Source organism: Polaromonas hydrogenivorans (assembly GCF_040105105.1).
Lineage (GTDB): Bacteria > Pseudomonadota > Gammaproteobacteria > Burkholderiales > Burkholderiaceae_C > Polaromonas > Polaromonas hydrogenivorans.
The window spans coordinates 996,245-1,023,184 of record NZ_CP157675.1; the positions used below are offsets into that span (position 1 = coordinate 996,245).

A 26,940-nucleotide genomic window follows, 5' to 3' on the forward strand; every position below is an offset into this window, starting at 1 on the left:
GGTTCTTCAGCCGAGCACGAACTGCGAGACGATGTTGCGCTGCACCTCGTTGGAGCCACCGTAAATCGTCGTCTTGCGCAGGTTGAAGTAGCTCGATGCCAGCGGCGCATTGGCTGGCGCGCCGCCGGGGAAGTCCCCCTGCCAGCCGGCTTCCATGGCTTCCTCGATGAAGGGCAGGCTGAACGGGCCGGCGGCCAGCATCATGAGTTCGCTGTAGCGCTGCTGGATTTCGCTGCCGCGAATCTTCAGCAGGCCGGCGATGTCGAGCGAGTTCTTGCCCGATTTCTCGGCCGACAGCACGCGCAGCACCAGCATTTCAAGCGCCACCACATCGACTTCGAGCTTGGCGATTTCGTCGCGGAAGCGCAGGTCGTCATAAACGCTTTCGGTTTTGGCGATGCGCTTGAGGCGCTCCAGCTCGCGCTTGGAGCGATTCACGTCGGCGATGTTGGTGCGCTCGTGGCTGAGCAAATGCTTGGCGTAGGTCCAGCCCTTGTTTTCCTCGCCGATCAGGTTGCCCGCCGGCACCTCGACGTTGTCGAACCAGACTTCATTGACCTCGCATTCGCCGTCGAGCAGCTTGATCGGGCGCACGGTCACGCCGGGCGACTTCATGTCGATCAGCAAAAAGGAAATGCCGGTTTGCGGCTTGCCTTCGTTGCTGGTGCGCACCAGGCAGAAAATCCATTCGCCGTACTGGCCCAGCGTGGTCCAGGTCTTCTGGCCGTTGACGATGTAGTGGTCGCCCTGGCCTGGGATTGTTTTTCTTTCAGCCTTGCATTTGACCGAGGCCAGGTCCGAGCCCGCGCCGGGCTCGCTGTAGCCTTGGCTCCACCAGACATCGCCGCTGGCGATGCCGGGCAAAAAGCGCTGCTGCTGCTCGGGCGTGCCGAAGGCCATGATGACGGGCGCCACCATCACCGGGCCGAACGGCACCACGCGCGGCGCGCCGGCCAGCGCGCATTCTTCCTCGAACAGGTGTTTTTGCACGGCGTTCCAGCCCGGGCCGCCGAATTCCTTGGGCCAGCCGTGGCCGAGCCAGCCTTTTTTGCCCAGGATTTTCGCCCAGCGCTGCATGTCGCCGCGTGACAGGCGCAGGGCGTTGTGGACCTTGTGCGAGATATCGGCCGGCAAATTGGCCTGGACCCAGGCGCGAATGTCTTCGCGAAAGGCCTGCTCTTCGGGGGTGAACGCTAAATCCATGTTGTGTGTCTCCAGTGGCTTGATTTTTAGCACGGGCGACCACGCCGCCCTGTCAGGCCTGTGACAGCCCCAACTCTTTATACAGGTGCGCCACCTGGTGTTCAAGCGCATCAATGCGTTGCTGCAATCGTTCGGCCTGGCCCAGGGAAACCGGCTCCGTTTCCCGATTGATGACCTCATCCCCCGAACCGGCCTGCTGGTAGGGCATCAGCAGCGACTCGCCGCACAGCAGGTGCGCCCATCGCTGCTCGCGCATGCCGGCGGCGCGGGCCAGCTGCACCACCATCAGCGCGCCGCTGTCGTCGCCGCGCGCCTTGAGTTCGGCCAATGCGTCCTCGACGCTGGCGATGTCGGCGAATTTGTACCAGCGCTCGCTGTTCAGCCGCAACTCGCCCGGCGTCTGCGGGCCGCGCAGCATCAGGAGGCCGAGCAGCACCGCCTGCGGCTCGCTCACGCCAAAGCCGCGCTGGAAATTGTGCTCGAAGCGCGGAACGCGGCTGGAACTGGCCTCGAACACCAGGCTTTGCTTCTTCAGCGTGTCAATGGCGGCCTGCGCCTGCGATTCGGTCAGGTCCATCACCGGATCGCGGCTGGTTTTCTGGTTGCAGCCGAGCACCAGGGTATTGAGCGACAGCGGATAGCTGTCGGGAACGGTGCGGGCTTTTTCCATCAGGGTGGCCAGTACGCGGGCTTCGTGGGGGGTAAGTTGTCTCATGGGGATAATCTTAGAACAATGAAAAACATCGTCATTTTGATTTCAGGCAGCGGCTCCAACATGGCCGCCATTGCCCGCACCGCGCAAAAAGAGCACTGGCCGGACAAACTCGGCGTCCGCGTTGCCGCCGTCATCAGCAACAAGCCCGACGCCAGGGGGCTGGCGCTGGCCAGGGATTTCGGCATTGCCACCGATGTGCTGTCGCACCGCGATTTCGCGTCGCGCGAGGCGTTTGACGCCGCGCTGCTGGCGCGCATCGAGGCGCATGCGCCGCAGTTGGTGGTGTTGGCCGGCTTCATGCGCATCCTGACGCCCGGTTTTGTCGAGCACTACGCGGGCCGGCTGATCAACATCCACCCGTCGCTGCTGCCGGCCTTTACCGGCCTGCACACGCACCAGCGCGCCATCGACATGGGCTGCAAGGTGGCGGGCACTACCGTGCACCAGGTGACGGCCGAGCTGGACCACGGCGAGATCCTGGCGCAGGCCGTGGTGCCGGTGCTGCCCGGCGATACCGCCGACACGCTGGCCGCCCGCATCCTGACGCAAGAGCACCTGATTTATCCGCAGGCCGTGCGCGCTTTCTTTGCGCGCGGCCAGCATTAAGCGGGCAGGGCGTCCTTGATTCGAGGCTGGCAGGTCTGAGGCGAGTTGTTGCAAGGAGTAAGGCTTTGAATCCGGTGGACGAATGCTGCCGTATTCATGACAGCCTGCCGTGAATCCATCTTGATTGCGGCGGGCGAGGAAGCTCAACTCACCTCAACTTCATTTCAAGGATTTCACATGCAGACAAAATACAAACTGGCGTCCATCGGCCTGGCAATGGCCCTGTCGCTTTCGGCTGCGTCCTCTTTTGCGCAGGTCATGGTTGGCGGTGCTTCGATGCTGCCGACCAAGGACATCATCGACAACGCCGTCAACTCCAAGGACCACACCACGCTGGTCGCGGCCGTCACGGCTGCCGGACTGGTGGAAACGCTGAAAGGCCCCGGCCCCTTCACCGTGTTTGCACCGACCAACGCCGCCTTTGACGCGCTGCCCGCAGGCACGGTCGATACGCTGCTCAAGCCCGAAAACAAGGCCATGCTGTCCGGCATCCTGACCTACCACGTCGTGGCCGGCAAGATGGACGCCGCGGCGCTGACCCAGGCGATTGCCGCTGGCAAGGGCAAGGCGATGCTCAAGACCGTGGCCGGCGGCAACCTGACCGCCACCGCAAAGGGCGGCAAAGTCATGGTGATGGATGAAAAAGGCGGCTCGGCCACCGTCGCCATCGCCGACGTGATGCAGTCCAACGGCGTGATCCACGTTGTGGACAAGGTACTGTTGCCAAAGTAAGCAACAGGCAAATTGAAGCCTCATGCGCCTGGCGCGTGAGGCTTTGCCGGGTTTTTTCCAGAAGCCTGCGTGCGGTTCCACTGCACGCAGGCTTTTTGCCGATTTAGCTGTGCTTGAGTTGCAGCAGCGCCGCGTTGACGATGCTTTGCGCGTTGACGCCGAAAAACTGGCGCAACGCGGCCCGCGTGTCGCTGCGGCCAAAACCATCGGTGCCCAGCGTCAGGTAGGCGCGGCCTTGCGGCATGAACGCGCGAATGCTCTCGGGCACGGCGCGCACGTAGTCGGTGGCGGCAATCACCGGCCCAAGGCTGGCCTGCAGCAGTTGCGTGATGAAGGCTTGCTCTTCGGTGGCATCGCCGTCCAGCCTGCGCTGCTGGCACGCCGCGCCATCGCGGGCCAGCTCGCTCCAGCTGGTCACGCTGTACACCGTGGCGCGGATGCCGCACGCTGCCAGTTGCTGCGCTGCCTTGATGACCTCGGTCAGGATGGCGCCCGAACCCATCAGCGTTACTTCGGAAGTCGAATTTTTAGGTGTTTCAGTGCCTTTTCGCATATCCGGCTTGCACGGGTAGCTATCGAATAAGTAGCATCCACGAACAATGCCGGCTTCCGAGCCGGGCTGCAGGTCGGGCTGGGCGTAGTTCTCGTTCATCAGCGTGACGTAATAAAACACGTCGAGCTGCAGGGCCATCATCTCGCGGATGCCCTGGTCGATGATGACTGCCAGTTCACAGGCAAAAGCCGGGTCGTAGGACTTGCAGTTGGGAATGGTCGCGGCGATCAGGTGGCTGGTGCCGTCCTGGTGCTGCAGGCCTTCGCCGCCCAGCGTGGTCCGGCCCGACGTGGCACCCAGCAGGAAACCACGCGCCCGCTGGTCGGCCGCTGCCCAGATCTGGTCGCCGACGCGCTGGAAGCCGAACATCGAGTAATAGATATAAAACGGCAGCATCGCCAGCCCATGCACGCTGTAGCTGGTGGCCGCCGCCGTCCAGCTGGCCAGCGCGCCGGCTTCGCTAATGCCTTCTTCCAGGATCTGGCCGTCCAGCGCCTCGCGGTAGCTCAGCACCGAGCCGATGTCCTCGGGCGCATAGCGCTGGCCGACGCTGGAGTAGATGCCGACCTGCTTGAACAGGTTGGCCATGCCGAAGGTGCGCGCCTCGTCGGCGACGATGGGAACGATCCTCGGCCCCAGGGCTGAATCTTTCAGCAGGCCGCCCAGCATGCGCACAAACGCCATGGTCGTGCTCATCTCCTTGCCGCTTGTTGCCAGCGCGAACTGTCCGTAAGCGGGCAGGGCCGGTACGTCAATTTTTTCCGCCGTAGTGTCGCGCTTGGGCAGGTAGCCGCCCAGCGCCGTTCGCCGCTGGTGCAGATATTGCATTTCCGGGCTGTCGTCGGCCGGCTTGTAGAACGCCATCTGCCGGGCCTGCTCCTCGCTCAGCGGCAGGTTGAAGCGGTTGCGAAACTCCAGCAGGTCGGTTTCGTCGAACTTCTTGTGCGAATGCGTGGTCATCTTGCCCTGACCGGCTTGCCCCAAGCCGTAGCCTTTCTTGGTGTGCGCCAGGACCACCGTCGGCTGCCCTTTATGGTTGGCGGCGGCTGCATAGGCCGCGTGGATCTTCACCAGGTCGTGGCCGCCGCGCTTGAGGCGGTCGATCTGCTCGTCGGTCATGCCCTGCGCCAGACGCGCCAGTTCCTCGTTCTGGCCGAAGAAATTGTCGCGGTTGAAGCGCCCGTCCTTGGCGGCAAAGGTCTGCATCTGGCCATCGACGGTCTGGGCAAAAACCTGGCTCAAGGCCCCGGTCAGGTCGCGCGCAAACAGTCCGTCCCAGTCGCTGCCCCAGACCAGCTTGATGACGTTCCAGCCCGCGCCGGCAAACAGTTTTTCCAGCTCGTCGATGATGCGGCCGTTGCCGCGCACCGGGCCGTCGAGCCGCTGCAGGTTGCAGTTGACCACCCAGACCAGGTTGTCCAGGCCCTCGCGTGCGGCCAGCGTCAAGGCGCTCATTGATTCGGGCTCGTCCATCTCGCCGTCGCCGAACACGCCCCACACCTTGCGGCCGGCGCAGTCGAGCAGGCGGCGGTGCGTGAGGTAGCGCATGAAGCGCGCGTGGTAGATCGAGCTGATCGGGCCGATGCCCATCGAGCCGGTGGGGAACTGCCAGAAATCGGGCATCAGGTAGGGGTGTGGGTAGCTGCACAGGCCGCGCGCCTGGCCGCCGCTTTGCGCGGGCGCCGTTAGTTCTTGGCGGTAAAAGCCCAGGTCTTTTTCGCTGAGCCGGCCTTCGAGGTAGGCGCGCGCATACACGCCGGGCGCGCTGTGCGGCTGGAAGAACACCAGGTCGCCGCGATGCTGCCCGTCGCCCAGGCCTTCGCGGGCGTGAAAGAAGTGGTTGTAGCCGGTTTCAAACAGGTCGGCCGCGCTGGCATAGCTGGCGATGTGGCCGCCCAGTTCGCTGGAGCCGCCCGACTCGGCCTGGTTAGCGCGCACCACCATCGCCAGCGCATTCCAGCGCATCAATGAGGCCAGCCGTTCCTCGACCGCCAGGTCGCCGGGAAAGACCGGCTGCTCGTTGACGCCGACCGTGTTGACGTAGGGCGTTGACAGTTCGGGCTTCCAGCCGATGCGCTGTTCCCGCGCCAGCCGGGCCAGCGCATCGAGCAGGTAGCGGGCACGTTCGGGGCCTTGCGAGGCGGACAGCGCCAGGAAAGCGTCGCGCCATTCGGCCGTTTCCTGGGGATCGGCATCCGGCGCATGGCTGTCGGATGGGGACAAGGCGTGAAGGGGCAGGGAAGCATTCATGGGGATTGAATATACGGTGATCGGGTCGAAATTTGTTGTCGTAATAAGCCGTTAAAAAAGTTATTTGAAGCATAAAATTCTTAGATTTACTAAATTCAAAGATGATTAAGCTGGATAAAATCGATTTACGGATTCTTGATGAGCTTCAGCGCAACGGCGCGCTGTCCAATGTGGAACTGGCCCGGCGCGTGCACCTGAGTTCCTCGCCATGCCTGGCGCGGGTCAAGGCGCTGGAGGCCGCCGGGGTCATCGACCGCTACGTGGCGATTGCCAGCGCGGCGGCGCTGGGGCTGGGGCTGACGGTGTTCATCTCGATCAGCCTGCGCTCGCAGAACAAGGACTCGCTGGGGGAATTCGAGCGGCGCATCATCGAGCACGACGAGGTGATGGAGTGCTATTTGATGACCGGCGACAGCGACTACCTGATCCGCGTGGCGGTGGCCGACATCGGCGCGCTCGAAAAATTCATCCTGGAGCAGCTCACGCCGATTCCGGGCATCGACAAGATCCGCTCCAGCTTTGCGCTCAAGCAGGTGCGCTACAAGACCGCCTTGCCCTTGCCGGCGGCTTAGCCGGGAGTTCGTCGGCTATCCCAAACACGCGGCGCAAGACACAATGCTCCTCATGACACAGAACCCCACTCCTTCGTTCCTGCCTTTGACAGGTCTTTATGAGCCTTCTGGTGTCCAGCAGCTTGCGGACGGGCGCTTTCTGGTGGTTGAGGATGAGCAGGGCCATGCCTTCAGCTTGGTCGAGATCAGCGCCAGCGGGCCGGTCAACAGCACGCCGCTGGGTCCGGGATGGTTTGACTGGGGCAACAAGGACTTCTGGAAGCTGGAGGACCTGGAAGGTCTCGCCATCGACACAGCGGGCTGTCTCTACGCGGTCACGTCGCATTCGCGAGACGACGACGGCATGGAAAAGAAGCCGCGCGACCGGCTGGTCCGGTTCCGGGTCGATGCAAACCGCGTCGTCGAGCCCAGGGTGGCTAAGGGACTGAAGCCTGCGCTGATGGCGGCGCACCCGCTGCTCGCAGCCGCTGCGCGGATCAAGAATGTCAAAGCCGGCGGCGGGCTCAACATCGAGGGCCTGGCCATCAGCCCGGACCAGCAGCGGCTGCTGATCGGCTTTCGCAGTCCGCTGCGGGACGGTCATGCCCTGATTGCCAGCGTTGAAAATCTTTGCGCAGTGTTTGAGGAAGACGCAGCGCCGCAGGTATCTGGCACCCTGCAGACGCTGGACCTGGAAGGGCAGGGGATTCGCGGCATGTGCCATATGGCCGCGCTTGATGGCTACCTGGTCATCGGCGGCCCCGTCTCGCGCGAGGGCGAATTCAAGCTCTGGTTCTGGAGCGGGCAAGCCGGTGCGCCGGCGCGCCGTGTCACGGTTCCCGGCTTGCAGGGTTTCGGGAACGCGGAAGGGGTGTGCCCGGCTGTCATTGACGGCGCGCCGAAAATCGTCATCGTCAGCGATGACGGCAACCGAAAGGAAGGGCGCTGCGCCCATTTTCTGCTGCTTGACCCCGGGACCTTGCAGATTGCGCCTTGACGCGGCAACCAGCGTTTGCTATAAAAATAATAGCTACTTGCGCTTATGGAGCGTGCGCAAGAGCCATAAAACACTACATTTTTGCCTGAAAAACCAGCCCGGCGTGCTCGCGCAGCGCATGGAACTTGATCTTCGGCCACTGCTGTTCGACGGCGCGCAGCGTGGCGCTGTGATCGACCAGCAGCGTCGGCGCATCAACCGCGTCGAGCGCCACGCGGTGCGCGTTGGCATCCATGAATTTCTTCAGCTCGTTGGCATCGTCACAAGTCACCCAGCGCGCCAGGTTGAAGTTGCTCTGCAGGATGCGCGCCTTCACGCCGTATTCATGCTCCAGCCGGTGCGCCACGACCTCGAATTGCAACTGGCCGACGGCGCCCAGCAGCAGCAATGACCCAGCAATCGGCCGGAACACCTGGATCGCGCCTTCTTCGCCGAGCTGCGTGAGGCCGGCGCGCAGCTGCTTGCTGCGCAGCGGATCGGCCACTTCGACGGCGCGGAACATTTCCGGCGCGAAGAAGGGCAGGCCGGTGAACTGCAGCGCCTCGCCTTCGGTCAGCGTGTCGCCGAGTTGCAGCACGCCGTGGTTCGGGATGCCGATGATGTCGCCGGCAAACGCAGTGTCGAGCAGTTCGCGGCGCTGGCTCATGAAGCTGACCACCGTGTTCGGCCGGATTTCCTTGCCGCTGCGCACCACCTTGAGTTTCATGCCGCGCGTGAATTCGCCGCTGGCCACGCGCAAAAAGGCAATCCGGTCGCGGTGCGCCGGGTCCATGTTGGCCTGGATCTTGAACACCACGCCGGAGAATTTCTTCTCGTCCGGATGCACGATGCGCTGCATGGCCGGGCGGTCGGCGGGGGCCGGCGCCAGATCGACCAGCGCGTCGAGCACTTCCTGCACGCCGAAGTTGTTGATCGCCGAGCCGAAGAACATCGGCGTCTGGCGGCCGGCCAGGAATTCCTCGCGGTTGAATTCGGGCGAGGCGCCTTCGAGCAGTTCGAGTTCGTCCTGCGCCTGCGTGAATTCGGCGCCAAAGCGTTTCGTCGCTTCGGCGTTGTCCAGGCCGGAGAGGATTTCATCGTCGCCGCCGGCCTTGTCCTCGCCGGGGCTGAAGACGCGCATGCGCTCTTCGCGCCGGTCATAGACGCCGTGGAACAGCTTGCCCATGCCGACCGGCCAGGTGAAGGGCACCACGGCCATGCCGAGTTCGCGCTCGATCTCGTCCATGACGCTCATCGGGTCTTGCACCTCGCGGTCCATCTTGTTGACGAAGGTCAGAATCGGCGTGCCGCGCGCGCGGCAGACCTGCAGTAGGCGGCGGGTCTGCGGCTCGACGCCGTTGGCCGCGTCGATCACCATCAGCGCCGCATCGACGGCGGTCAGCACGCGGTAGGTGTCTTCGGAGAAGTCTTGGTGGCCGGGGGTATCTAACAGGTTGATCACGCAGTCGCGGTATTCCATCTGCATGACCGAGGATGCGACGGAAATGCCGCGCTGCTTTTCGATTTCCATCCAGTCGCTGGTCGCGTGGCGCGCGGCCTTGCGCGCCTTGACGCTGCCGGCAATCTGGATGGCGCCCGAGAATAGCAGCAGCTTTTCAGTCAGCGTGGTTTTACCCGCGTCGGGGTGGGAAATGATGGCAAACGTGCGGCGGCGCTTGACTTGGGTGGCGATTTCAGTGTTTTCGGACATAACCCGTGATTATCGGCGAGGTGGTATGGCCCCCACGCTTTTCACTGCAGGCCATCGCCCCCACGCTTTTCACTTCGTGTAATGCGCTGCCCCCGGAGGGGGCTGCTGCGCCTGCGGCCCGGCAAAGCCGGTTCCGCGGCCCCGGCTGGTGAAAAAGGGCGGCTCCACGCTGTGGCCGTTGTTCTTATGAAGACAAGCTTGAGTTCTTCATAGCCCTTCATCGGGCAGGCGAGTAAAACGTGGCTGGCGAACGCCGCCGATCACCACTTCTTCATTGAACATCGCCGCCGGCCGCACCCACAGGCCGTGCTCGCCATACAGCGCGCGGTACAGCGTCATCGGCTCCAGGGTTTCGCTGTGGCGCACCGTGCCAACGACTTCGTAGGCCATGCCCTTGTAATGGCGGTAGCGCCCGGGCGGGGTTTCGATCAGCGGCGGAAGGTGTTCGGGCATGGTCAATCAACGCTGAATGTAAAAGCCGGGCGGCGGCAGTGGGACAATGGGGGCATGCATCCTAACGCCTTACTCGACTGTTGTACCGAGCTTCTCAAGCAGGTTCTTAAATTTGACCATCCCGCCGACATGGTGGTGTCACGCTATTTCCGCGAAATGCGGCTTGGCCCCCGCGAGCGGGCCACCGTGGCTGAAACCATCTACGGCGTGCTGCGCAAGAAAAATCTCTACACCTACCTTGCCCAGCACGGCAGTGGCGTGCCCGAGCGGCGGCTGGCGATTCTGGGTTTCGCCGCCCCGCGTGATTTTCTGTATGGCGCGCTGACCGAGCAGGAAGAGGACTGGCTCTCGCGCTGCGACCAGGTCAAGCCCGCCGACCTGATGGAGTTGCACCGCCACAACCTGCCGCAGTGGCTGGTCGAACCGCTAAAAAGCCAGTTGGGGGAAGATTTCTGGCCGCTGGTCGAAAGCCTCAATGCCCCGGCCGGTCTTGACCTGCGCGTCAATACCCTGAAGGATAAACGGGCTGAAGTGCAGAAGGAGCTTGCGAAAGCCGGTATCAAAACCGTAGCAACGCCGTATTCGCCGTGGGGCTTGCGCCTGGCGGACAAGCCGCAGCTGGCCAATGTCGATGCTTTCAAGCGCGGCGCGATTGAAGTGCAGGACGAAGGCTCGCAACTGCTGGCCCTGCTGGTTGATGCCAAGCGCGGCGAGATGGTGGTGGACTTTTGCGCCGGCGCCGGCGGAAAAACCCTGGCGCTGGGCGCTTCCATGCGCACGACCGGCCGGCTGTATGCTTTTGACACGTCGGCCCACCGGCTGGCCGCGCTCAAGCCGCGCCTGGCGCGCAGCGGGCTGTCGAACGTGCATCCAGTCGCCATTGCGCATGAACGCGATGACCGAATCAAGCGCTTGGCCGGCAAGATCGACCGGGTGCTGGTCGATGCGCCGTGCTCGGGCCTGGGTACGCTGCGGCGCAACCCGGACCTGAAATGGCGCCACAATCCGAAGGCGATTGAAGAGCTGACCGCCAAGCAGACCGCCATTTTGCAGAGCGCCGCGCGCCTGGTGAAGCCGGGCGGACGGCTGGTGTATGCCACCTGCAGCATCCTGCGCGAGGAAAACGAGGCGATTGCCGAGGCTTTCAGCGCTGCGAATCCAGACTTCCAGGTTGTGGAAGCGGCACCGCTGCTGACGCATATCGGGGTCGAGCATGCGGACAAACTCTGCCGTGGACCGTATCTGCGGCTCTGGCCTTACCTGCACCAGACCGATGGGTTCTTTGCAGCCGTCTGGCAAAAGGCCTGATCTTTCCAGCGCCAAAAGCCTAGAAACCGTCTGGATTCCTGCCGCTTCCCGCGCAAATTCCCGAGCGAATCCAAAGGGCTTGAAAGCACGGCAGCCTTGCTGAAGGGGCTTTGCGTTTAGGGCCGGGCAATTTATAATCAAAAGTTGTCTGCAGCCGCCTTGGAGACAAGTTTGGAATGTGTGGCGGATGCGGATTGTATAAAGGACTTCTATGATTTTGTTGGATGCCGCCCTTGACTGGCTGGCTCATGGCCTGTTTGCTGCAAGCTGGTGGCAAATCGTGCTGTACACCCTGGCGGTGACCCATATCACCATCCTCAGCGTCACCCTGTACCTGCACCGCCATCAGGCGCACCGCGCGCTCGACCTGCACGCTTTACCATCTCATTTCTTTCGCTTCTGGCTGTGGCTGACAACCGGCCAGGTCACCAAGGAATGGGTGGGCGTGCACCGCAAGCACCACGCCAAGTGCGAAACCATGGAAGACCCGCACAGCCCGCATGCCCACGGCATCAAGACCGTGCTTTACACCGGTGCTGAGCTGTACCGCGCCGAGACCAAAAACAAGGAAACCTTGGCCAAGTTTGGCCGGGGCACGCCCGATGACTGGATCGAGCGCAACCTCTACACCCGCTTCAGCTGGCAGGGCGTCGGCCTGATGCTGATCATCAACCTGGCCCTGTTCGGCGTGGCCGGCCTGAGCGTGTGGGCGGTTCAGATGATGTGGATTCCAATCACGGCGGCCGGCATCATCAACGGCATTGGCCACTACTGGGGCTACCGCAACTTTGAAGCGCCTGACGCCAGCACCAATGTGTCGCCCTGGGGCATTATCATCGGCGGGGAAGAACTGCACAACAACCATCACACCTATCCCACGTCGGCCAAGTTTTCGGTCAAGCCTTATGAATTCGACATCGGCTGGGGTTACATCCGCGCCATGGAAATCATGGGCCTGGCGTCCGTGAAGAAGGTTCCACCACGGCTTCGGCTGGGTGCCATTCAGCCGGTGGCCGATGAGAAGACGCTTGAAGCCCTGATTGCGCATCGCTACGAAGTGATGGCCGGTTTTGCCCGCGAGCTGCGCCGCGCCGGTAAAGCCGAGCTGGCTTTGCTGGAAGCCAAAAAAGCCGATGTTTCCGGGTTGAAGCTGGCCAATCGCTGGCTGCACCGCGATGAGGACAAGGTGCCGGCCGCCGCCAGGCCGCAAATTGCCCAGATTCGTGCCGAGCATCCTGTCCTCGACAAGATGGTCACGATGCGCGAAGAGCTTCGCCAGATGTGGCTGAGCACCTCGGCATCGCGCGAGCAACTGGCCGCCGACCTGCAGGGCTGGTGCCATCGGGCGGAAGAAAGCGGTATTGCAGCGCTTCGCGAGTTTTCGATGAAATTGCGTGCCGCGCGCGCCTGATTCAGCGCTGAAGCCAAAGCTAAAGCCGCCGTAGCGTTGAGTCGCTGCGGCGGCTTTTTTATTGGCGCAATGGAAACCAGATTGGAGTAGCCATGAAAGGCAAGGCCGCTTGCTTTTCCTCTCGGTTCCTGTTGGGCTCAACTTCACCACAATCAGGTCAGGCATAAAAAAACCCACTGGAAACCAGCGGGTTTTTTTGGGCAGCGCCAGAAGGCGTTGCAGGTATCAGGCTGAATTACTTCAGTTTGATTTCCTTGTATTCCACATGCTTGCGTGCTTTAGGATCAAATTTCATGATCAGCATTTTTTCAGGTGTGGTTTTCTTGTTTTTGTCGGTCGTGTAGAAGTGACCGGTGCCAGCTGTCGATTGCAGCTTGATTTTTTCGCGTCCGCCTTTAGCCATGGTAGTTCTCCTTAAACTTCACCGCGGGCACGAAGGTCCACCAGGACTGCGTCAATGCCGTTTTTATCAATCAAACGCAGACCGGCTGCAGTGATGCGCAGGCGCACCCAGCGGTTTTCGCTCTCGACCCAAATACGGCGGTACTGCAGGTTGGGCATGAACCGACGCTTGGTTTTGTTGTTTGCGTGAGAAACATTGTTTCCCACCATCGGGCCTTTGCCCGTTACCTGACAGACGCGTGCCATGAGCGCACTCTCCGTAAAAAATTAGAAATAGGATGCTGAAAAACCCAGTGGGTCCGTGCTGGACAGACCCTACGAATGCTCAGCTAAGCCATAAATTATAGCCCGAAAACAAAAATATCAGAAATCAGGACTTTGGCAAACCCTGCAGATGGGGACTTGAGCAAGTGAAGTGCGACTGCGTCGAGAGGACTTTTAGTCGCTTTGCTCCAGAAAACGCTGGGCGTCCAGCGCCGCCATGCAGCCGGTGCCTGCGCTGGTAATCGCCTGGCGGTAAATATTGTCCTGCACGTCGCCTGCGGCAAACACGCCCGGAATGCTGGTCATGGTGGCCATGCCCTGCAGGCCGGTCCGGGTGATGATGTAGCCGTCTTTCATCTCCAGCTGGCCGGCAAAAATGTCGGTGTTGGGCTGATGGCCAATGGCGATGAAACAGCCTGTGAGGGCGATGTCCTGTGTGCTATCGGTCTTGGTGCTTCTCAGGCGCACGCCGGTCACGCCGGAAGCGTCGCCCAGCACCTGCTCAAGGGTTTGGTGCAGTTGCAGTTCAATCTTGCCGCTGGCGACTTTTTCATGCAGTTTGTCGATCAGGATGGCTTCGGCCTTGAAGGTGTCGCGGCGATGCACCAGCGTGACCTTGCTGGCAATGTTCGACAAATACAGCGCCTCTTCAACAGCCGTATTGCCGCCGCCCACCACGCAGACTTCCTGCCCCCGGTAAAAGAAGCCGTCGCAGGTGGCGCAGCCGGAAACGCCGCGGCCCATGAAGGCGGTTTCCGATTCCAGTCCCAGGTATTTGGCCGACGCGCCCGTGGCAATGATCAGGGTATCGCAGGTGTAGGTGCCGCTGTCGCCGGTCAGCGTGAAAGGCCGCTGGCTCAGGTCAACCTGGTTGATATGGTCAAAAATAATTTCGGTCTTGAAGCGCTCGGCGTGGGCCAGAAAGCGCTGCATCAACTCCGGTCCCTGGACGCCGTCAACGTCGGCCGGCCAGTTGTCCACATCGGTGGTCGTCATGAGCTGGCCGCCCTGGGCCATACCGGTAATCAGTACCGGGTTGAGGTTGGCGCGCGCTGCATACACGGCTGCCGTATAGCCTGCGGGGCCTGAGCCGAGAATGAGAACTCTGGAATGTTTCATGGTGAAGAACCCGATGGAAGTGTTGGAACTCATGTAGAGTCAGGTCGCGTATTCGCGTATGTATGTGTCCCAGCAAGGTGAAACTTTGACAGCATCTGTTTTTTGCGAAAGCGCGGCCATTGTAAGAAATCACGCGGCAGTTGTCGGCGGTGTGGTCTGGAGGGCATGGCAATGACCCCCACCATGGTTTCCAGGCTCGAACTGATTCGCCGCGTGCCTCTTTTTTCAATGTTGACCGCCAGCCAGGCGGCTTCGGTAGCCGATGCCGTGGTCAAGCGTCGTTACAAGCGCGGTGAAACCATCGTCGAGCAGGGCAAGAGATCCAATGCCCTGACCATTCTTCTGACCGGCCGCGCCCGCGTCGTCAGCACCGATGTGCGAGGGCGCGAGGTGATTCTGGCAACCATGCATTCGGGTGATTACGTGGGTGAGATGAGCCTGATCGACCAGGCGCCCCACTCAGCCTCGGTTCTGGCAGAGGTGCAGACGGATGTGTTGATTCTGGGCCAGCCGGAGTTTGCGCGCTGCCTGCCCGACATCGACTCCATGGCTTATGCGGTGCTCAAGGGACTGGTGCAGCGCCTGCGCCAGGCAGATCGCAAAATCGAGTCCCTGGCCCTGATGGATGTCTATGGCCGGGTGGCCGGGGTGCTGCTGGAGTTCGCCGGAGAAAGTATGCGGTGCGCCGCAGGCAATGCCGTGATCCCTGGCAAGGTCTCGCGCCAGGACATGGCGAAAATGGTCGGCGCCTCGCGCGAGATGGTCAGCCGGGTCATGAAGGATCTTGAAGAGCGCGGTTTCATCGAAACGCAGGGCGACGGCTCTTTGCTGGTGACGCATCACCTGCATTCGCTGGGCTGACTTGCCAAGCGCTTACAGTTCTCGGCTGCGCTTGACCTCAAAGCCTGACCCAACTACGTTAAGCTCTGAGACCCGTTTATGACTTACTCGCTAGATACCCTGAACTCCAGAAATTCTCCTGCTGCGGGCGCGCCCGGCGGCTTCAAACGTTTCGCCCGCGAAGTCGGCCTGATTTTGGGACTGGTTGGCCTGATCCTCTGGCTGGCCGCTCTGCTGAGCTACTCGCCGCAGGACGCCGCCTGGTCAACCTCCGGCAATCCGGAGGCTGCCAGCAGCACCGTGGTGGCAGCCCGAAACTGGGGCGGCCACCTGGGCGCCTGGGTCGCCGACGCCAGCTACTTTTTGCTGGGGTTTTCCGTCTGGTGGGCGCTGGTGGCGGGTTGCTGGGCCTGGCTGCGGTCGGTGACGCGTGGGCTGCGCGGTGATTCGCTGTCGCCGGAGCATTCCGCCAGCCGCCTCCAGTTCTGGCTAAGCCTGCTGCTGCTGCTGGCGGCCAGTGCGGCGCTGGAGTGGTCTCGCCTGTACCGGTTCGAGTTCAGGCTGCCGGGACATGCCGGCGGCGTGATCGGTTATGTGCTGGGCAACCTGGGCGTCAAGTGGCTGGGATTCGCCGGCTCGGGCCTGCTCCTCATCGCCTTAGGCGTGATCGCCGTGGCCGGCGTCTTTAATTTTTCCTGGGCGCGCGTGGCCTTGGTGCTGGGCGCCAGGATTGACAGCGTCATTGCCTTGCGCCGTGAACAACGCGAGGTTGCCGAAGATCTGGCGGTCGGCAAGAAAGCCGCCCGCGAGCGCGAGGAAACACTGACCGGCGAACGCATCGAGATTGAAGAGCAGCATCCGGTGCCGGTCATCATCAAGCCGCCAGCGGCGGAGCCGCCAAAAAGCGAGCGGGCTGTCAAAATCCGGCCGCAGGCGTCGCCCGCCGCGCCAGTTGCTGCGCCATCGGTACTGTCGTCGCCTGCCGCGCCATCGGTGCCGTCGTCACCGGCACCTTCCTTGAAGACGACACCAGCCGCGTCAATTGCACCGGCGGCATCCGCATTGCCATCCCTTTCCGACTCCCGCCTGCCGCAGGTCAGCCTGCTGGACACCGCCTTGCTGCGGCAGGAAAGCGTCGCCTCCGAAACCCTGGAAATGACCTCGCGGCTGATCGAGAAAAAGCTCAAGGATTTCGGCGTCGAGGTGCGCGTCGTTGCCGCAGCGCCCGGCCCGGTGATTACCCGCTATGAAATCGAGCCGGCCACCGGTGTCAAGGGCTCGCAGGTCGTTACCCTGGCCAAGGATCTGGCGCGTGCCCTGAGCCTGGTGTCCATTCGCGTGATTGAAACCATTCCGGGTAAAAACTACATGGCGCTGGAGTTGCCCAACGCCAAGCGGCAGATGATCAAGCTCAGCGAAATTCTGGGCTCGCAGGTGTACAACGACGCGACCTCGCTGCTCACCATGGGCCTGGGCAAGGACATTGCCGGCCATGCCGTCGTCGCCGACCTGGCCAAGATGCCGCATTGCCTGGTGGCCGGAACCACCGGCTCGGGCAAGTCAGTGGGCATCAACGCGATGATTCTGAGCCTGCTCTTCAAGGCCGATCCGCGCGATGTGCGGCTGCTGCTGATCGACCCCAAGATGCTGGAGATGAGCGTTTATGAAGGCATTCCGCACCTGCTGGCGCCGGTGGTCACCGACATGCGACAGGCTGCCCATGGCCTGAACTGGTGCGTGGCCGAAATGGAAAAGCGCTACAAGCTGATGAGCAAGCTGGGCGTGCGCAACCTGGCGGGCTACAACACCAAGATTGATGAAGCCAATGCCAGCGAGGAGTTCATCTACAACCCCTTCAGCCTGACGCCCGACGAGCCCGAGCCGCTGGAGCGCCTGCCTTATATCGTCGTGGTGATCGACGAACTGGCCGACCTGATGATGGTGGTCGGCAAGAAGATCGAGGAGCTGATTGCGCGCCTGGCGCAAAAAGCCCGCGCCGCCGGCATCCATTTGATCCTGGCCACGCAGCGCCCCAGCGTCGATGTGATCACCGGCCTGATCAAGGCCAACATCCCGACGCGGCTGTCCTTTCAGGTCAGCAGCAAGATCGACAGCCGCACCATTCTTGACCAGATGGGCGCCGAGGCCTTGCTGGGCATGGGTGACATGCTTTACATGCCGAGTGGTACAGGCTTTCCAATTCGGGTGCATGGTGCGTTTGTGAGTGACGATGAAGTGCACCGGGTCGTGGCCTACCTCAAGCAGCACGGCACGCCCAACTACATTGACGGCGTGCTGGAAGGCGGAACGGTCGATGGCGAGGGCGGCGACCTGACGGGCGGCGATGCGGGCGGCGAGAAAGACCCGATGTACGACCAGGCCGTGGAAGTGGTTCTCAAGAATCGCAAGGCCAGCATTTCGCTGGTGCAGCGTCACCTCAAGATCGGCTACAACCGCGCCGCGCGGCTGGTCGAGGACATGGAAAACGCCGGACTGGTCAGCGCCATGAGTGGCAGCGGCCAGCGCGAAATTTTGGTGCCTGCACGCACGGAGTGAACTTGATGAAACTGAAATGTTTTTTTGCTACTGTTTTAATAGCTGCATCTGCCCATGCAGCATGCGCAAATGGCCTGGAAAGCCTTGAAAACTTCGTCAAGACCGTGAGCAGCGGCCGCGCCGACTTCACCCAGGTCGTGACCGCGCCCGCCAAGGAGGGCCAGGCCGCCCGCAGCAAAACCTCCAGCGGCACTTTCGAGTTCTCCCGGCCGAACCGTTTTAAGTTTCTCTATAAAAAGCCGTTCGAGCAAAGCATCGTAGCCGACGGCCAGACCTTGTGGCTCTATGACGCCGACCTGAACCAGGTCACAGCGCGCAAGCAATCCGCAGCGCTGGGCTCGACGCCGGCTGCCCTGATTGCCGCCGCGCCCGATCTGCGTGCGCTGCAGGCCGATTTCACCCTGGCCGCCGCGCCTGAAAAGGACGGCCTCGAATGGGTCGTGGCCACGCCCAAGGCAAAAGACGGCCAGTTGCAGGCCGTGCGCGTCGGCTTTCGCGCTGGTCAGAAACTGGCCGACAAATCGAGCGAGCTTGCGGCACTCGAAATCCTCGACAGCTTCGGCCAGCGCTCGGTGCTGAGCTTCAGCAAGGTGGAAGTCAACCCGGCCCTGCCCAAGGACGCCTTCCAGTTCATCACGCCCAAGGGCGCGGATGTGATCCGGCAGTAACAACAACCAGACTGCGTCGCCCACGACAGCGCAGCGCACTTTCTCATGGCCAAGCCCGCTTCCCACCCACCCCTGGCCGAGCGGCTGCGTCCCAAAAATCTCGGCGAAGTCATCGGCCAGCAGCACTTGCTGGGCGTTGGCCTGCCGCTGCGCATCGCGTTCGAGTCGGGCGAGCCGCACAGCTGCATTCTGTGGGGGCCGCCCGGCGTGGGCAAGACCACCATCGCCCGGCTGATGGCCAGCAGCTTCGATGCGCATTTCATCACCATTTCCGCCGTGCTTGGCGGCGTCAAGGACATTCGCGAAGCGGTCGAGCAGGCCACCATCTGGCAAGGGCAGGGCGGCCGGCGCACCATCGTGTTTGTCGATGAAGTGCACCGCTTCAACAAAAGCCAGCAGGATGCCTTCTTGCCGCATGTCGAAAGCGGCCTGTTCACCTTCATTGGCGCCACCACCGAAAACCCTTCGTTCGAGGTGAACTCGGCCCTGCTGTCGCGCGCCGTGGTGTACGTGCTGCAGCCGCTGACGGAGGACGATCTTAAGCAAATAATAGCCAAAGTCCTTGCTGAACGGGCGCTGCCAGCTATTGAAACAATAGCAGTTGAAGCCGTTGACCGGCTCGTTGCTTATGCCGACGGCGATGCCCGGCGCCTGCTCAACACGCTCGAATCGCTGAGCGTCGCGGCCAGGGCCGAAAAAATCAGCGACGTGACCGATGCCTGGCTGCTCAAGGTGCTGGGTGAGCGCCTGCGCCGCTACGACAAGGGCGGGGAGCAGTTTTACGACACCATTTCGGCCCTGCACAAGTCGGTGCGCGGCTCCGACCCCAACGCCGCACTCTACTGGTTCATGCGCATGCTCGATGGCGGTGCCGAGCCGCGCTACATGGCGCGCCGCCTGATCCGCATGGCCAGCGAAGACATCGGGCTGGCCGACCCGCGCGCGTTGCGCCTGGCGCTCGACGCGGCCGAGGTTTATGAACGCCTGGGCTCGCCAGAAGGGGAGTTGGCGCTGGCGCAATGCGTGGTGTACCTGGCGGTCGCGCCCAAGTCGAACGCGGTGTACCAGGCCTTCAACGAAGCCAAGGCCTTCATCAAGAAGGATGGCACCCGTCCGGTGCCGCTGCATTTGCGCAATGCACCAACAAAGCTCATGAAAGAACTCGACTACGGCAAGAACTACCGCTATGCGCATGACGAGGAAGGCGGGTTTGCGGCCGGAGAAAACTATTTTCCGCAAGGCATGGCCGATCCGGGCTTTTACCGTCCGGTCAACCGGGGTCTGGAGATCAAGATCGCCGATAAGTTGAATGAGTTGAAGGCAAAAAACCATCAGAAAAACTGATGAATCAGAAAACCCGCTGATAAGGCCTGTATCAGCCGTAAAAGTTCAATTTCTCAAGGGTAAACCCGGCGAAAACGCAAGCAGTGGCGCGATTCTCGCTAGAGGCCTGTGGCTACAATTTGCGCACTAGCTCGCCACCTTCACCAGTTATCGGACTGGAGACAGGCGGGCTTTTTGTTAACTCGCGTGTCTTCATGGTGATCCCATGCAGGCATGGCGCAAGCAGAGTTGGCTCATTCAAATAAACGGAGCGGATATGGAAGTTTTGCTACAGCAAATCATCAACGGACTGGTCCTGGGCAGCATGTATGCCCTGATCGCCCTGGGTTACACCATGGTGTACGGGATCATCAACCTGATCAATTTTGCGCATGGAGAAGTCTTGATGGTTGGCGCGCTGACCAGCTGGACCATCATCGGCTGGATGCAGGAGGCGATGCCCGGCGCGCCCGGCTGGCTGGTTCTGCTGATTTCCCTCTTGATCGCTTTTGTGGTGTGCGCCGCGCTGAACTTCACCATCGAAAAAGTCGCCTACCGGCCGCTGCGAAACTCACCCAAGCTGGCCCCCTTGATCACCGCCATCGGCATGTCGCTGCTGCTGCAGACGCTGGCCATGATCATCTGGAAGCCCAATTACAAGTCCTACCCGACGCTGCTGCCGGCCGAGCCCTTCCAGATTGGCGGCGCCGTGATCACCGTGACGCAGTTGTTCATCCTGGGCACCACGGCGGTGTCGCTGTCGGTGCTGATGTGGCTGGTGCATTACACCAAGCTGGGCCGCGCCATGCGGGCCACCGCCGAAAACCCGCGCGTTGCGGCCTTGATGGGCGTGCGGCCCGATACCGTCATTTCCGCCACCTTCATCATCGGCGCCATCCTGGCCGCGCTGGCCGGCGTGATGTATGCGTCCAACTACGGCACCGTCCAGCACACCATGGGCTTTTTGCCCGGCCTGAAGGCCTTTACCGCCGCCGTGTTTGGCGGCATTGGCAACCTGGGCGGAGCGGTGCTGGGTGGCATCCTGCTGGGCCTGATCGAAGCGATTGGCGCGGGCTACATCGGACCGCTGACCGGCGGCGTGCTGGGCAGCCAATACTCCGACATCTTTGCCTTTATCGTGCTGATTTTCGTGCTCACGCTGCGCCCCTCGGGCCTGCTGGGCGAACGTGTGGCGGACCGGGCGTAAGGCCCGTCAATTAACCGGCACACAAGGAGAAATTCTGATGAAAACCAAAAAACTGGCCACTTTCCTGATCGCCGCGCTGGCCTTGCTGGTGCTGCCTTTGCTGCTGCAGCAAGGCGGCAACGCCTGGGTGCGCATCGTCGATATGGCGCTGCTGTACGTGCTGCTGGCGCTCGGACTGAACATCGTGGTCGGCTATGCCGGCCTGCTGGACCTGGGCTATGTCGCCTTCTTCGCGGTCGGTGCCTACATGTTCGCGCTGCTCGGCTCGCCGCATCTGGCCGAGGCCTTTCCATGGATCGCCGCGAATTTCCCCGAGGGCCTGCACCTGCCGATCTGGGCCACCATTCCGGCGGCCGCCGCGCTGGCCGGCTTGTTTGGCGTGCTGCTGGGCGCGCCGACGCTCAAGCTGCGCGGTGACTACCTGGCCATCGTCACGCTGGGCTTTGGCGAAATCATCCGGGTGTTTCTGAACAACCTGGACCGCCCGATCAACCTGACCAACGGACCCAAGGGCATCAGCCAGATCGATTCGATGAAGTTTTTCGGCTTTGACCTGGGCAAATCGCATACCTTTTTCGGCATCGAGTTCACCTCGGTCTCGATGTATTACTACCTGTTTCTGGCACTGGTGATTTTTTCGGTCATTCTTTGCCACCGGCTGCAAAATTCCCGCATCGGCCGCGCCTGGATGGCGATTCGCGAGGACGAGATCGCCGCCAAGGCGATGGGCATCAACACCCGCAACATGAAGCTGCTGGCCTTCGGCATGGGCGCGACCTTTGGCGGCGTGTCGGGCTCGATGTTCGCTTCCTTCCAGGGTTTTGTCTCGCCCGAATCGTTCAGCCTGATGGAGTCGGTCATGATCGTCGCCATGGTGGTGCTGGGCGGCATCGGGCATTTGCCCGGCGTTATTCTGGGCGCGCTGCTGCTGGCCGCGCTGCCCGAAGTCTTGCGCCATGTGGCCGGGCCGCTGCAGGCCATGACCGAGGGCCGGCTGGACTCGGCCATCCTGCGCCAGCTCTTGATTGCGCTGGCCATGATCACCGTGATGCTGATGCGCCCGCGCGGGCTCTGGCCCTCGGCCGAGCACGGCGAGTCGCTGAACAAGCGCGCCGGCAAAGACCCCATCCAGTCCATCAACCCTTAAGGAGCATGGACATGAGCGAAACCATTCTGAATGTCTCGGGTGTTTCCAAGCGCTTTGGCGGCCTGCAGGCCCTGAGCGATGTCGGCATCAAGATCGAACGCGGCCAGGTCTATGGCCTGATCGGCCCCAACGGCGCCGGCAAGACGACCTTTTTCAATGTGCTGACCGGGCTGTACACGCCCGACAGCGGCACCTTCGAGCTGGCCGGCAAACCCTACAAGCCGACGGCGGTGCATGAAGTCGCCAAGGCCGGCATTGCCCGCACCTTCCAGAACATCCGCCTGTTCGCCGACATGACGGCGCTCGAAAACGTCATGGTCGGCCGCCATGTGCGCACCCATTCGGGCCTGATCGGAGCGATCTTCCGCACGCCCGGCTTCAAGCGTGAAGAGGCTGAAATCGCCCAGCGCTCGCAGGAGCTGCTCGACTACGTGGGCATCGGCAAATACGCCGACTTCAAAGCCCGCACCCTGAGCTACGGCGACCAGCGCCGGCTGGAAATCGCCCGCGCGCTGGCGACCGACCCGCAGCTGATCGCGCTCGACGAACCCGCCGCCGGCATGAACGCCACTGAAAAAGTCCAGCTGCGCGAACTGATCGACCGGATCCGCAAGGACAATCGCACGATCTTGCTGATCGAGCATGACGTGAAGCTGGTCATGGGCCTGTGCGACCGCGTGACGGTGCTGGACTACGGCAAGCAGATCGCCGAGGGCCTGCCGGCCGAGGTGCAGAAAAACGAAAAAGTGATCACCGCCTATCTGGGCGCAGGTCATTGAAGGGAACGACGACTATGGCAAATACACTTCTCAAGGTGACCGGTCTCAAGGTGGCCTACGGCGGCATCCAGGCCGTCAAGGGCGTTGACTTCGAGGTCCGCGAGGGCGAGCTGGTCACGCTGATCGGCTCCAACGGCGCCGGCAAGACCACCACCATGAAGGCCATCACCGGCAGCCTGCCGATGCTGGCCGGCGACATTGAATACCTGGGCAAGAGCATCAAGGGGCGCGGCGCCTGGGACCTGGTGAAGGAAGGCCTGGCGATGGTGCCCGAGGGGCGCGGCGTGTTCGCGCGCATGACCATCACCGAGAACCTGCAGATGGGCGCCTACATCCGCAGCGACAACGCCGGAATTGCCGCCGACATCGAGAAGATGTTCGTGCTGTTCCCGCGCCTGCGCGAGCGCAAGGACCAGCTGGCCGGCACCATGTCGGGCGGCGAGCAGCAGATGCTGGCCATGGGCCGCGCGCTGATGAGCCGGCCCAAGGTGCTGCTGCTCGACGAGCCGTCGATGGGCCTGTCGCCGATCATGGTTGACAAGATCTTCGAGGTGGTGCGCGATGTGTCGGCGCTGGGCATGACGGTGCTGCTGGTCGAGCAGAACGCCAGCCGCGCGCTGGGCATTGCCAACCGGGGCTATGTCATGGAGTCGGGCAATATCACGATGAATGGCGAGGCGAAGGCGCTGCTCACTGATCCCCGGGTCCGGGCCGCTTACCTGGGCGAGTGATTTTCTTCCTGATTCGGGCGGCTTGCGCAATGCCCTGTTGACTATCAATTAAGTAGCAAACAGTGCATATGGATAAAGCGCAAAAGCCCTGAAAGGCATCAAGAATCAATCCACCCGGGCGCCCGAAGCCTCCACCACTTTTTCGTACTTCGCCCGTTCGCTTTTCATGAAGGCCGCGAACTGCTCGGGCGAACTGGCAACCGGTTCGGCCATCAGGGTGCTGAAGCGGGCTTTGGTGTCGGGCGCATTCAGCGCGGCGACAAACGCCTGGTTGAGCCTGGCGACCACGTCCCGGGGCGTGGCCGCCGGCGCCACCAGCCCCCACCAGGTGTCGATCTCGAACCCTTTGAGCGTTTCCGCCACGGCCGGCACATCGGGCAGGAAGGCGCTGCGCCTGGCCGTGGTGACGGCCAATGCCTTGAGCTTGCCGGCCTTGATGTTGCTTGACGCCGTCGCCAGGTTGTCGAAATTGAAATCGACCTGGCCGCTCAGCAGCGCCAGCTGGGCCGGGTTGCCGCCGTTGTACGGAATATGCAGCGCAAAAATGCCAGCCTGCGACTTGAACAGCTCGCCGGCCAGATGGCCCGCGCTGCCATTGCCGCCGCTGGCGTAATTGAGCTTGGCCGGATTGGCCTTGGCGTATTTGATGAGGTCGGCCAGCGAATTGATGTTCAGCCGGCGCGCCGTGTCGGCGTTCATCACCAGCACATTGGGCACCCGCACCATTTGCGTGATGGCGGCAAAGTCGCTGGCCGCGTCGTAAGGCATCCTGCTGTAGAGCCATGGGTTGATGGCATGCGTGGCGACCGCCGCGATGCCAATCGTCAGCCCGTCGGGCGCGGCCTTGGCAATCGCATCGACGCCGATGTTGCCGCCGGCGCCGGGCCGGTTTTCAATGATCACCGTGCCCAGCGAATGCTTCACGCTGTCGGCCATCAGCCGGGCCGTCACGTCAATCGGACCGCCGGGCGCATAGGGAACGATGAGACGCATGACCTTGCCGGGTGGCATGGCCGGTTGTGCCAGCGCGCCAGGGGACGCGACGGCCAGCATGACCGCGCTGAGCGCCAGCGTGCCGGTGGCAAGCAGTGACTTTCGGCGCCATGGGCTGAAAAGATGGGGAGTGATTTTCATCGGTTTCCAGTATGAAAAGTGCCGTTTGCGATAGAGCTGCCTGCACTGTTTGCTATTGATTTAATACTGCGTCGCGTTTTATGCAGCCTTGGCCTTGTCAGCTTCGCTGGTGAACGGGTCGGCAAAAAACTCTTCAGTGGGCAGGCCCGCCACGGCGCTGTACTCGTCACGCGCCGACTCCACCACAATCGGCGCGCCGCAGGCATAGACCTGATGGCCCGACAGGTCGGAAACATCTTCGAGCACGGCTTTGTGGACAAAGCCTGTCCGGCCGGTCCAGCCGTCTTCCGGCAGGGCGTTGGAAATCACCGGGATGTAACGCAGGCTTGGCATTTCTGCCACCTTGGCCAGCATCCAGTCGTGCATGTACAGGTCGGCCGGGCGGCGTCCGCCCCAGTACAGCACGGCGGGGCGCGTGATGTTCTTGTACTGCATGTGCTCGATCAGCGCCTTGAGGGGCGCAAAGCCGGTGCCCGAGGCCAGCAGCACCAGCGGCTTGTCGCTGTCTTCGCGCAGGAAGAAGCTGCCGTAAGGCCCTTCAATGCGCTGGATTTCCTTTTCCTTCATTGCGCCAAAGACGTGGTCGGTGAATTTGCCGCCCGGCATGTGGCGAATGTGCAACTCCACGCCCGGCGTCTCGACCTGGGTATAGGGCGCATTGGCCATCGAATACGAACGCCGGTCGCCATCACGCAGCAAAAACTCGACGTACTGGCCGGCGTGGTATTTCAGCATGTCGCTGGCGGGAAGCTGCAGGCGAATGACCATCACGTCGGGCGAGGCGCGCGTCATGCTGGTCACGCGCACCGGCATTTTCCGGACCGGAAACGCGCTTTCGTCGGTCACCTGGCGCGATTCGAGCACCACGTCGGACTGCGCCACGGCGCAGCAGGTCAGGATGAAGCCGCTGGCTTGCTCTTCGGCCGACAGGGCTTTGAGCTGGTGGGCGCCGTGGGCCACCGTGCCTTCGAGCTTTTTGCATTTGCACGAACCGCAGGCCCCGTCCTTGCAGCCGTAGGGGAGGCCGATGCCCTGGCGAATGGCGGCGGCCAGCAAGGGCTCGCCGGCGTTGGCGGTAAAGCTGCGGCCGCTGGGCAGAATGCTTACGTTGAAACTCATATTGTTATCCTTGAGGGTTTTACGACTCGACCGGGCTGGTCTGCCCGCAACACCCAATTTTGCCTTCAAACCTCAATCCCCTAGGCGCGCTGCCCGCGCGCTTTCGTCGCCAGCGCGTGCTCATCATCGGCTGCGGCGATGTCGGCCTGCGCGTGGCCCGCCAGCTGCCGCCCCGGCTCAAGGTCATCGCGCTGACTTCGTCCGCCGAGCGCATGCCGGCCTTGCGCCGGGATCACATCACGCCGCTGCTGGGCAATCTGGACGATGCGGCAACGCTGCGCCGGCTGGCCGGACTGGCCACGCGCGTGGTGCATCTGGCGCCGCCGCCCGGCCACGACCCGAACTGGCGCGATGACCCGCGCACGCAGGCCTTGCTGCGCGCTCTGCGCCTGCGCGGCCTGCCGCAATCGCTGGTGTATGGCTCGACCAGCGGCGTGTATGGCGATTGCGGCGGCGAGCGGGTCGATGAAACCTGGCGCCTGAGCCCGCACACGCCGCGCTCGCAGCGCCGGGTGCATGCCGAAGGCCAGGTGCGGCTGTTCGGCCGCGCCAGCGCAACACCGGTGCATGTGTTGCGCATTCCCGGCATCTATGCCACCGACCGCGAGGGCGGCACGCCGCGCGCGCGGCTGCTCAGGGGCACGCCGGTGCTGCGCCGTGAAGACGATGTGTACACCAGCCATATCCATGCCGACGACCTGGCCCGGGCTTGCCTGGCCGCCCTGTGGCGCGGCAAGCCGCAGCGCATCAGCAACGTCTGCGACGACACGCAGTTGCTGATGGGCGACTATTTTGATCTGGCGGCCGACCTTTACCACCTGCCCCGGCCGCCCCGCGTCGGACGCAGCACCGCGAACGAGCAGTTGCCGCTGATGCTGCTGAGCTTCATGAGCGAGTCGCGCCGGCTGGACAATCAGCGGATGAAGAAGGAACTCGGGCTGGCGCTGCGCTATCCGACCGTCAGCGATGGTTTGTGCGGTTTGCGAAGCTGAAGGCCGCCATGGCGGCGGCTTCAACTTGAAATAAATGGTTATTTAAGCCTTCTGCGCATAGCCAGTGGGCATGGTTAGCTATAAAATATATAGCGAAACCATGTTGTTTGATGAGCCTGTTGAGCGGCTTGAACCGCCAGCAGCAGCCTTGTGAATCAGCCCAAAAGGCTTTTCTCACCCAAAGTGCGAC

At 62.4% G+C, this 26,940-nt stretch carries 25 protein-coding genes; 15 read left to right on the top strand and 10 right to left on the bottom strand.

What is annotated here, in order from left to right:
• Positions 1 to 6: 6 nt before the first annotated feature.
• Together ABLV49_RS04785 and ABLV49_RS04790 are read right to left on the bottom strand one after the other, a co-directional pair.
• Positions 7 to 1,203, bottom strand: a complete 1,197-nt coding sequence (locus tag ABLV49_RS04785) for an acyl-CoA dehydrogenase family protein (RefSeq protein ID WP_349280456.1) — start codon at positions 1,201 to 1,203, stop codon at positions 7 to 9.
• Between the two features lie 52 nt (positions 1,204 to 1,255).
• Complete coding sequence (locus tag ABLV49_RS04790) at positions 1,256 to 1,918, bottom strand: YceH family protein (RefSeq protein ID WP_349280457.1); 663 nt, start codon at positions 1,916 to 1,918, stop codon at positions 1,256 to 1,258.
• An 18-nt stretch (positions 1,919 to 1,936) separates the two neighbouring features.
• On the opposite strand from ABLV49_RS04790, the gene purN reads away from it, so the two are divergent.
• Both purN and ABLV49_RS04800 read left to right on the top strand, forming a co-directional pair.
• Entirely contained in the window at positions 1,937 to 2,524 is a 588-nt protein-coding gene (gene purN, locus ABLV49_RS04795) for a phosphoribosylglycinamide formyltransferase (protein ID WP_349280459.1), read from the top strand.
• A gap of 177 nt (positions 2,525 to 2,701) precedes the next feature.
• A complete protein-coding gene (locus tag ABLV49_RS04800) occupies positions 2,702 to 3,256 on the top strand; it encodes a fasciclin domain-containing protein (protein WP_349280460.1) in 555 nt (184 codons plus the stop codon).
• 103 nt (positions 3,257 to 3,359) lie between these two features.
• Here ABLV49_RS04800 and mdeB read toward each other — a convergent pair whose 3' ends face one another.
• Positions 3,360 to 6,059, bottom strand: coding sequence for an alpha-ketoglutarate dehydrogenase (mdeB, locus tag ABLV49_RS04805; protein WP_349280462.1), 2,700 nt, complete (start codon positions 6,057 to 6,059; stop codon positions 3,360 to 3,362).
• A 104-nt stretch (positions 6,060 to 6,163) separates the two neighbouring features.
• Between mdeB and ABLV49_RS04810 the strand changes: the two genes are divergently transcribed.
• Both ABLV49_RS04810 and ABLV49_RS04815 read left to right on the top strand, forming a co-directional pair.
• Positions 6,164 to 6,631, top strand: coding sequence for an Lrp/AsnC family transcriptional regulator (locus ABLV49_RS04810; protein ID WP_349281602.1), 468 nt, complete (start codon positions 6,164 to 6,166; stop codon positions 6,629 to 6,631).
• Positions 6,632 to 6,683: 52 nt separating this feature from the next.
• On the top strand, positions 6,684 to 7,607 hold the full coding sequence (locus ABLV49_RS04815) for a DUF3616 domain-containing protein (RefSeq protein WP_349280463.1): 924 nt from the start codon (positions 6,684 to 6,686) through the stop codon (positions 7,605 to 7,607).
• A gap of 73 nt (positions 7,608 to 7,680) precedes the next feature.
• Here the strand turns inward: ABLV49_RS04815 and ABLV49_RS04820 are convergent, their stop codons facing one another.
• Both ABLV49_RS04820 and ABLV49_RS04825 read right to left on the bottom strand, forming a co-directional pair.
• Entirely contained in the window at positions 7,681 to 9,297 is a 1,617-nt protein-coding gene (locus ABLV49_RS04820) for a peptide chain release factor 3 (protein WP_349280464.1), read from the bottom strand.
• Between the two features lie 207 nt (positions 9,298 to 9,504).
• Positions 9,505 to 9,750, bottom strand: coding sequence for a DUF1653 domain-containing protein (locus ABLV49_RS04825; RefSeq protein WP_349280465.1), 246 nt, complete (start codon positions 9,748 to 9,750; stop codon positions 9,505 to 9,507).
• Between the two features lie 54 nt (positions 9,751 to 9,804).
• Here ABLV49_RS04825 and ABLV49_RS04830 point away from each other — a divergent pair, with 54 nt between their 5' ends.
• Positions 9,805 to 11,058, top strand: coding sequence for an RsmB/NOP family class I SAM-dependent RNA methyltransferase (locus tag ABLV49_RS04830; protein ID WP_349280466.1), 1,254 nt, complete (start codon positions 9,805 to 9,807; stop codon positions 11,056 to 11,058).
• Between the two features lie 211 nt (positions 11,059 to 11,269).
• Complete coding sequence (locus ABLV49_RS04835; protein ID WP_349280468.1) at positions 11,270 to 12,469, top strand: DesA family fatty acid desaturase; 1,200 nt, start codon at positions 11,270 to 11,272, stop codon at positions 12,467 to 12,469.
• 235 nt (positions 12,470 to 12,704) lie between these two features.
• Here ABLV49_RS04835 and rpmG read toward each other — a convergent pair whose 3' ends face one another.
• The 3 genes from rpmG to trxB form a co-directional block, all read right to left on the bottom strand.
• On the bottom strand, positions 12,705 to 12,872 hold the full coding sequence (rpmG, locus tag ABLV49_RS04840) for a 50S ribosomal protein L33 (RefSeq protein WP_011802584.1): 168 nt from the start codon (positions 12,870 to 12,872) through the stop codon (positions 12,705 to 12,707).
• Between the two features lie 11 nt (positions 12,873 to 12,883).
• Positions 12,884 to 13,117, bottom strand: coding sequence for a 50S ribosomal protein L28 (gene rpmB, locus ABLV49_RS04845; RefSeq protein ID WP_011802583.1), 234 nt, complete (start codon positions 13,115 to 13,117; stop codon positions 12,884 to 12,886).
• Positions 13,118 to 13,309: 192 nt separating this feature from the next.
• A complete protein-coding gene (gene trxB / locus ABLV49_RS04850) occupies positions 13,310 to 14,254 on the bottom strand; it encodes a thioredoxin-disulfide reductase (protein WP_349280469.1) in 945 nt (314 codons plus the stop codon).
• Between the two features lie 171 nt (positions 14,255 to 14,425).
• Here trxB and ABLV49_RS04855 point away from each other — a divergent pair, with 171 nt between their 5' ends.
• The 8 genes from ABLV49_RS04855 to ABLV49_RS04890 all read left to right on the top strand — a co-directional run bounded on the left by ABLV49_RS04855 (position 14,426) and on the right by ABLV49_RS04890 (position 23,505).
• On the top strand, positions 14,426 to 15,115 hold the full coding sequence (locus ABLV49_RS04855; protein ID WP_011802581.1) for a Crp/Fnr family transcriptional regulator: 690 nt from the start codon (positions 14,426 to 14,428) through the stop codon (positions 15,113 to 15,115).
• 78 nt (positions 15,116 to 15,193) lie between these two features.
• Positions 15,194 to 17,650, top strand: coding sequence for a DNA translocase FtsK (locus tag ABLV49_RS04860; RefSeq protein ID WP_349280470.1), 2,457 nt, complete (start codon positions 15,194 to 15,196; stop codon positions 17,648 to 17,650).
• Positions 17,651 to 17,655: 5 nt separating this feature from the next.
• Positions 17,656 to 18,318: an outer membrane lipoprotein chaperone LolA gene (gene lolA, locus ABLV49_RS04865; RefSeq protein WP_349280472.1), complete on the top strand. Its 663-nt coding sequence runs from the start codon at positions 17,656 to 17,658 to the stop codon at positions 18,316 to 18,318.
• 45 nt (positions 18,319 to 18,363) lie between these two features.
• Complete coding sequence (locus tag ABLV49_RS04870; RefSeq protein WP_349280473.1) at positions 18,364 to 19,662, top strand: replication-associated recombination protein A; 1,299 nt, start codon at positions 18,364 to 18,366, stop codon at positions 19,660 to 19,662.
• Between the two features lie 256 nt (positions 19,663 to 19,918).
• Positions 19,919 to 20,848 (top strand): branched-chain amino acid ABC transporter permease, encoded by a 930-nt coding sequence (locus tag ABLV49_RS04875; RefSeq protein ID WP_011802577.1) that lies wholly within the window; start codon positions 19,919 to 19,921, stop codon positions 20,846 to 20,848.
• A gap of 37 nt (positions 20,849 to 20,885) precedes the next feature.
• Positions 20,886 to 21,995 carry an ABC transporter permease subunit gene (locus ABLV49_RS04880; RefSeq protein ID WP_349280474.1) on the top strand — a complete coding sequence of 370 codons (1,110 nt, stop codon included), beginning with the start codon at positions 20,886 to 20,888 and terminating at the stop codon, positions 21,993 to 21,995.
• An 11-nt stretch (positions 21,996 to 22,006) separates the two neighbouring features.
• Positions 22,007 to 22,774 (top strand): ABC transporter ATP-binding protein, encoded by a 768-nt coding sequence (locus ABLV49_RS04885; protein WP_349280475.1) that lies wholly within the window; start codon positions 22,007 to 22,009, stop codon positions 22,772 to 22,774.
• A 14-nt stretch (positions 22,775 to 22,788) separates the two neighbouring features.
• Positions 22,789 to 23,505: an ABC transporter ATP-binding protein gene (locus tag ABLV49_RS04890; protein ID WP_349280476.1), complete on the top strand. Its 717-nt coding sequence runs from the start codon at positions 22,789 to 22,791 to the stop codon at positions 23,503 to 23,505.
• 105 nt (positions 23,506 to 23,610) lie between these two features.
• Here the strand turns inward: ABLV49_RS04890 and ABLV49_RS04895 are convergent, their stop codons facing one another.
• Both ABLV49_RS04895 and ABLV49_RS04900 read right to left on the bottom strand, forming a co-directional pair.
• Positions 23,611 to 24,639 carry a Bug family tripartite tricarboxylate transporter substrate binding protein gene (locus ABLV49_RS04895; RefSeq protein ID WP_415838089.1) on the bottom strand — a complete coding sequence of 343 codons (1,029 nt, stop codon included), beginning with the start codon at positions 24,637 to 24,639 and terminating at the stop codon, positions 23,611 to 23,613.
• Positions 24,640 to 24,717: 78 nt separating this feature from the next.
• Positions 24,718 to 25,758 carry a CDP-6-deoxy-delta-3,4-glucoseen reductase gene (locus tag ABLV49_RS04900; protein ID WP_349280478.1) on the bottom strand — a complete coding sequence of 347 codons (1,041 nt, stop codon included), beginning with the start codon at positions 25,756 to 25,758 and terminating at the stop codon, positions 24,718 to 24,720.
• A 59-nt stretch (positions 25,759 to 25,817) separates the two neighbouring features.
• Between ABLV49_RS04900 and ABLV49_RS04905 the strand changes: the two genes are divergently transcribed.
• Positions 25,818 to 26,750 (top strand): NAD-dependent epimerase/dehydratase family protein, encoded by a 933-nt coding sequence (locus ABLV49_RS04905; protein ID WP_349280480.1) that lies wholly within the window; start codon positions 25,818 to 25,820, stop codon positions 26,748 to 26,750.
• The last annotated feature ends 190 nt before the right edge of the window (positions 26,751 to 26,940 follow it).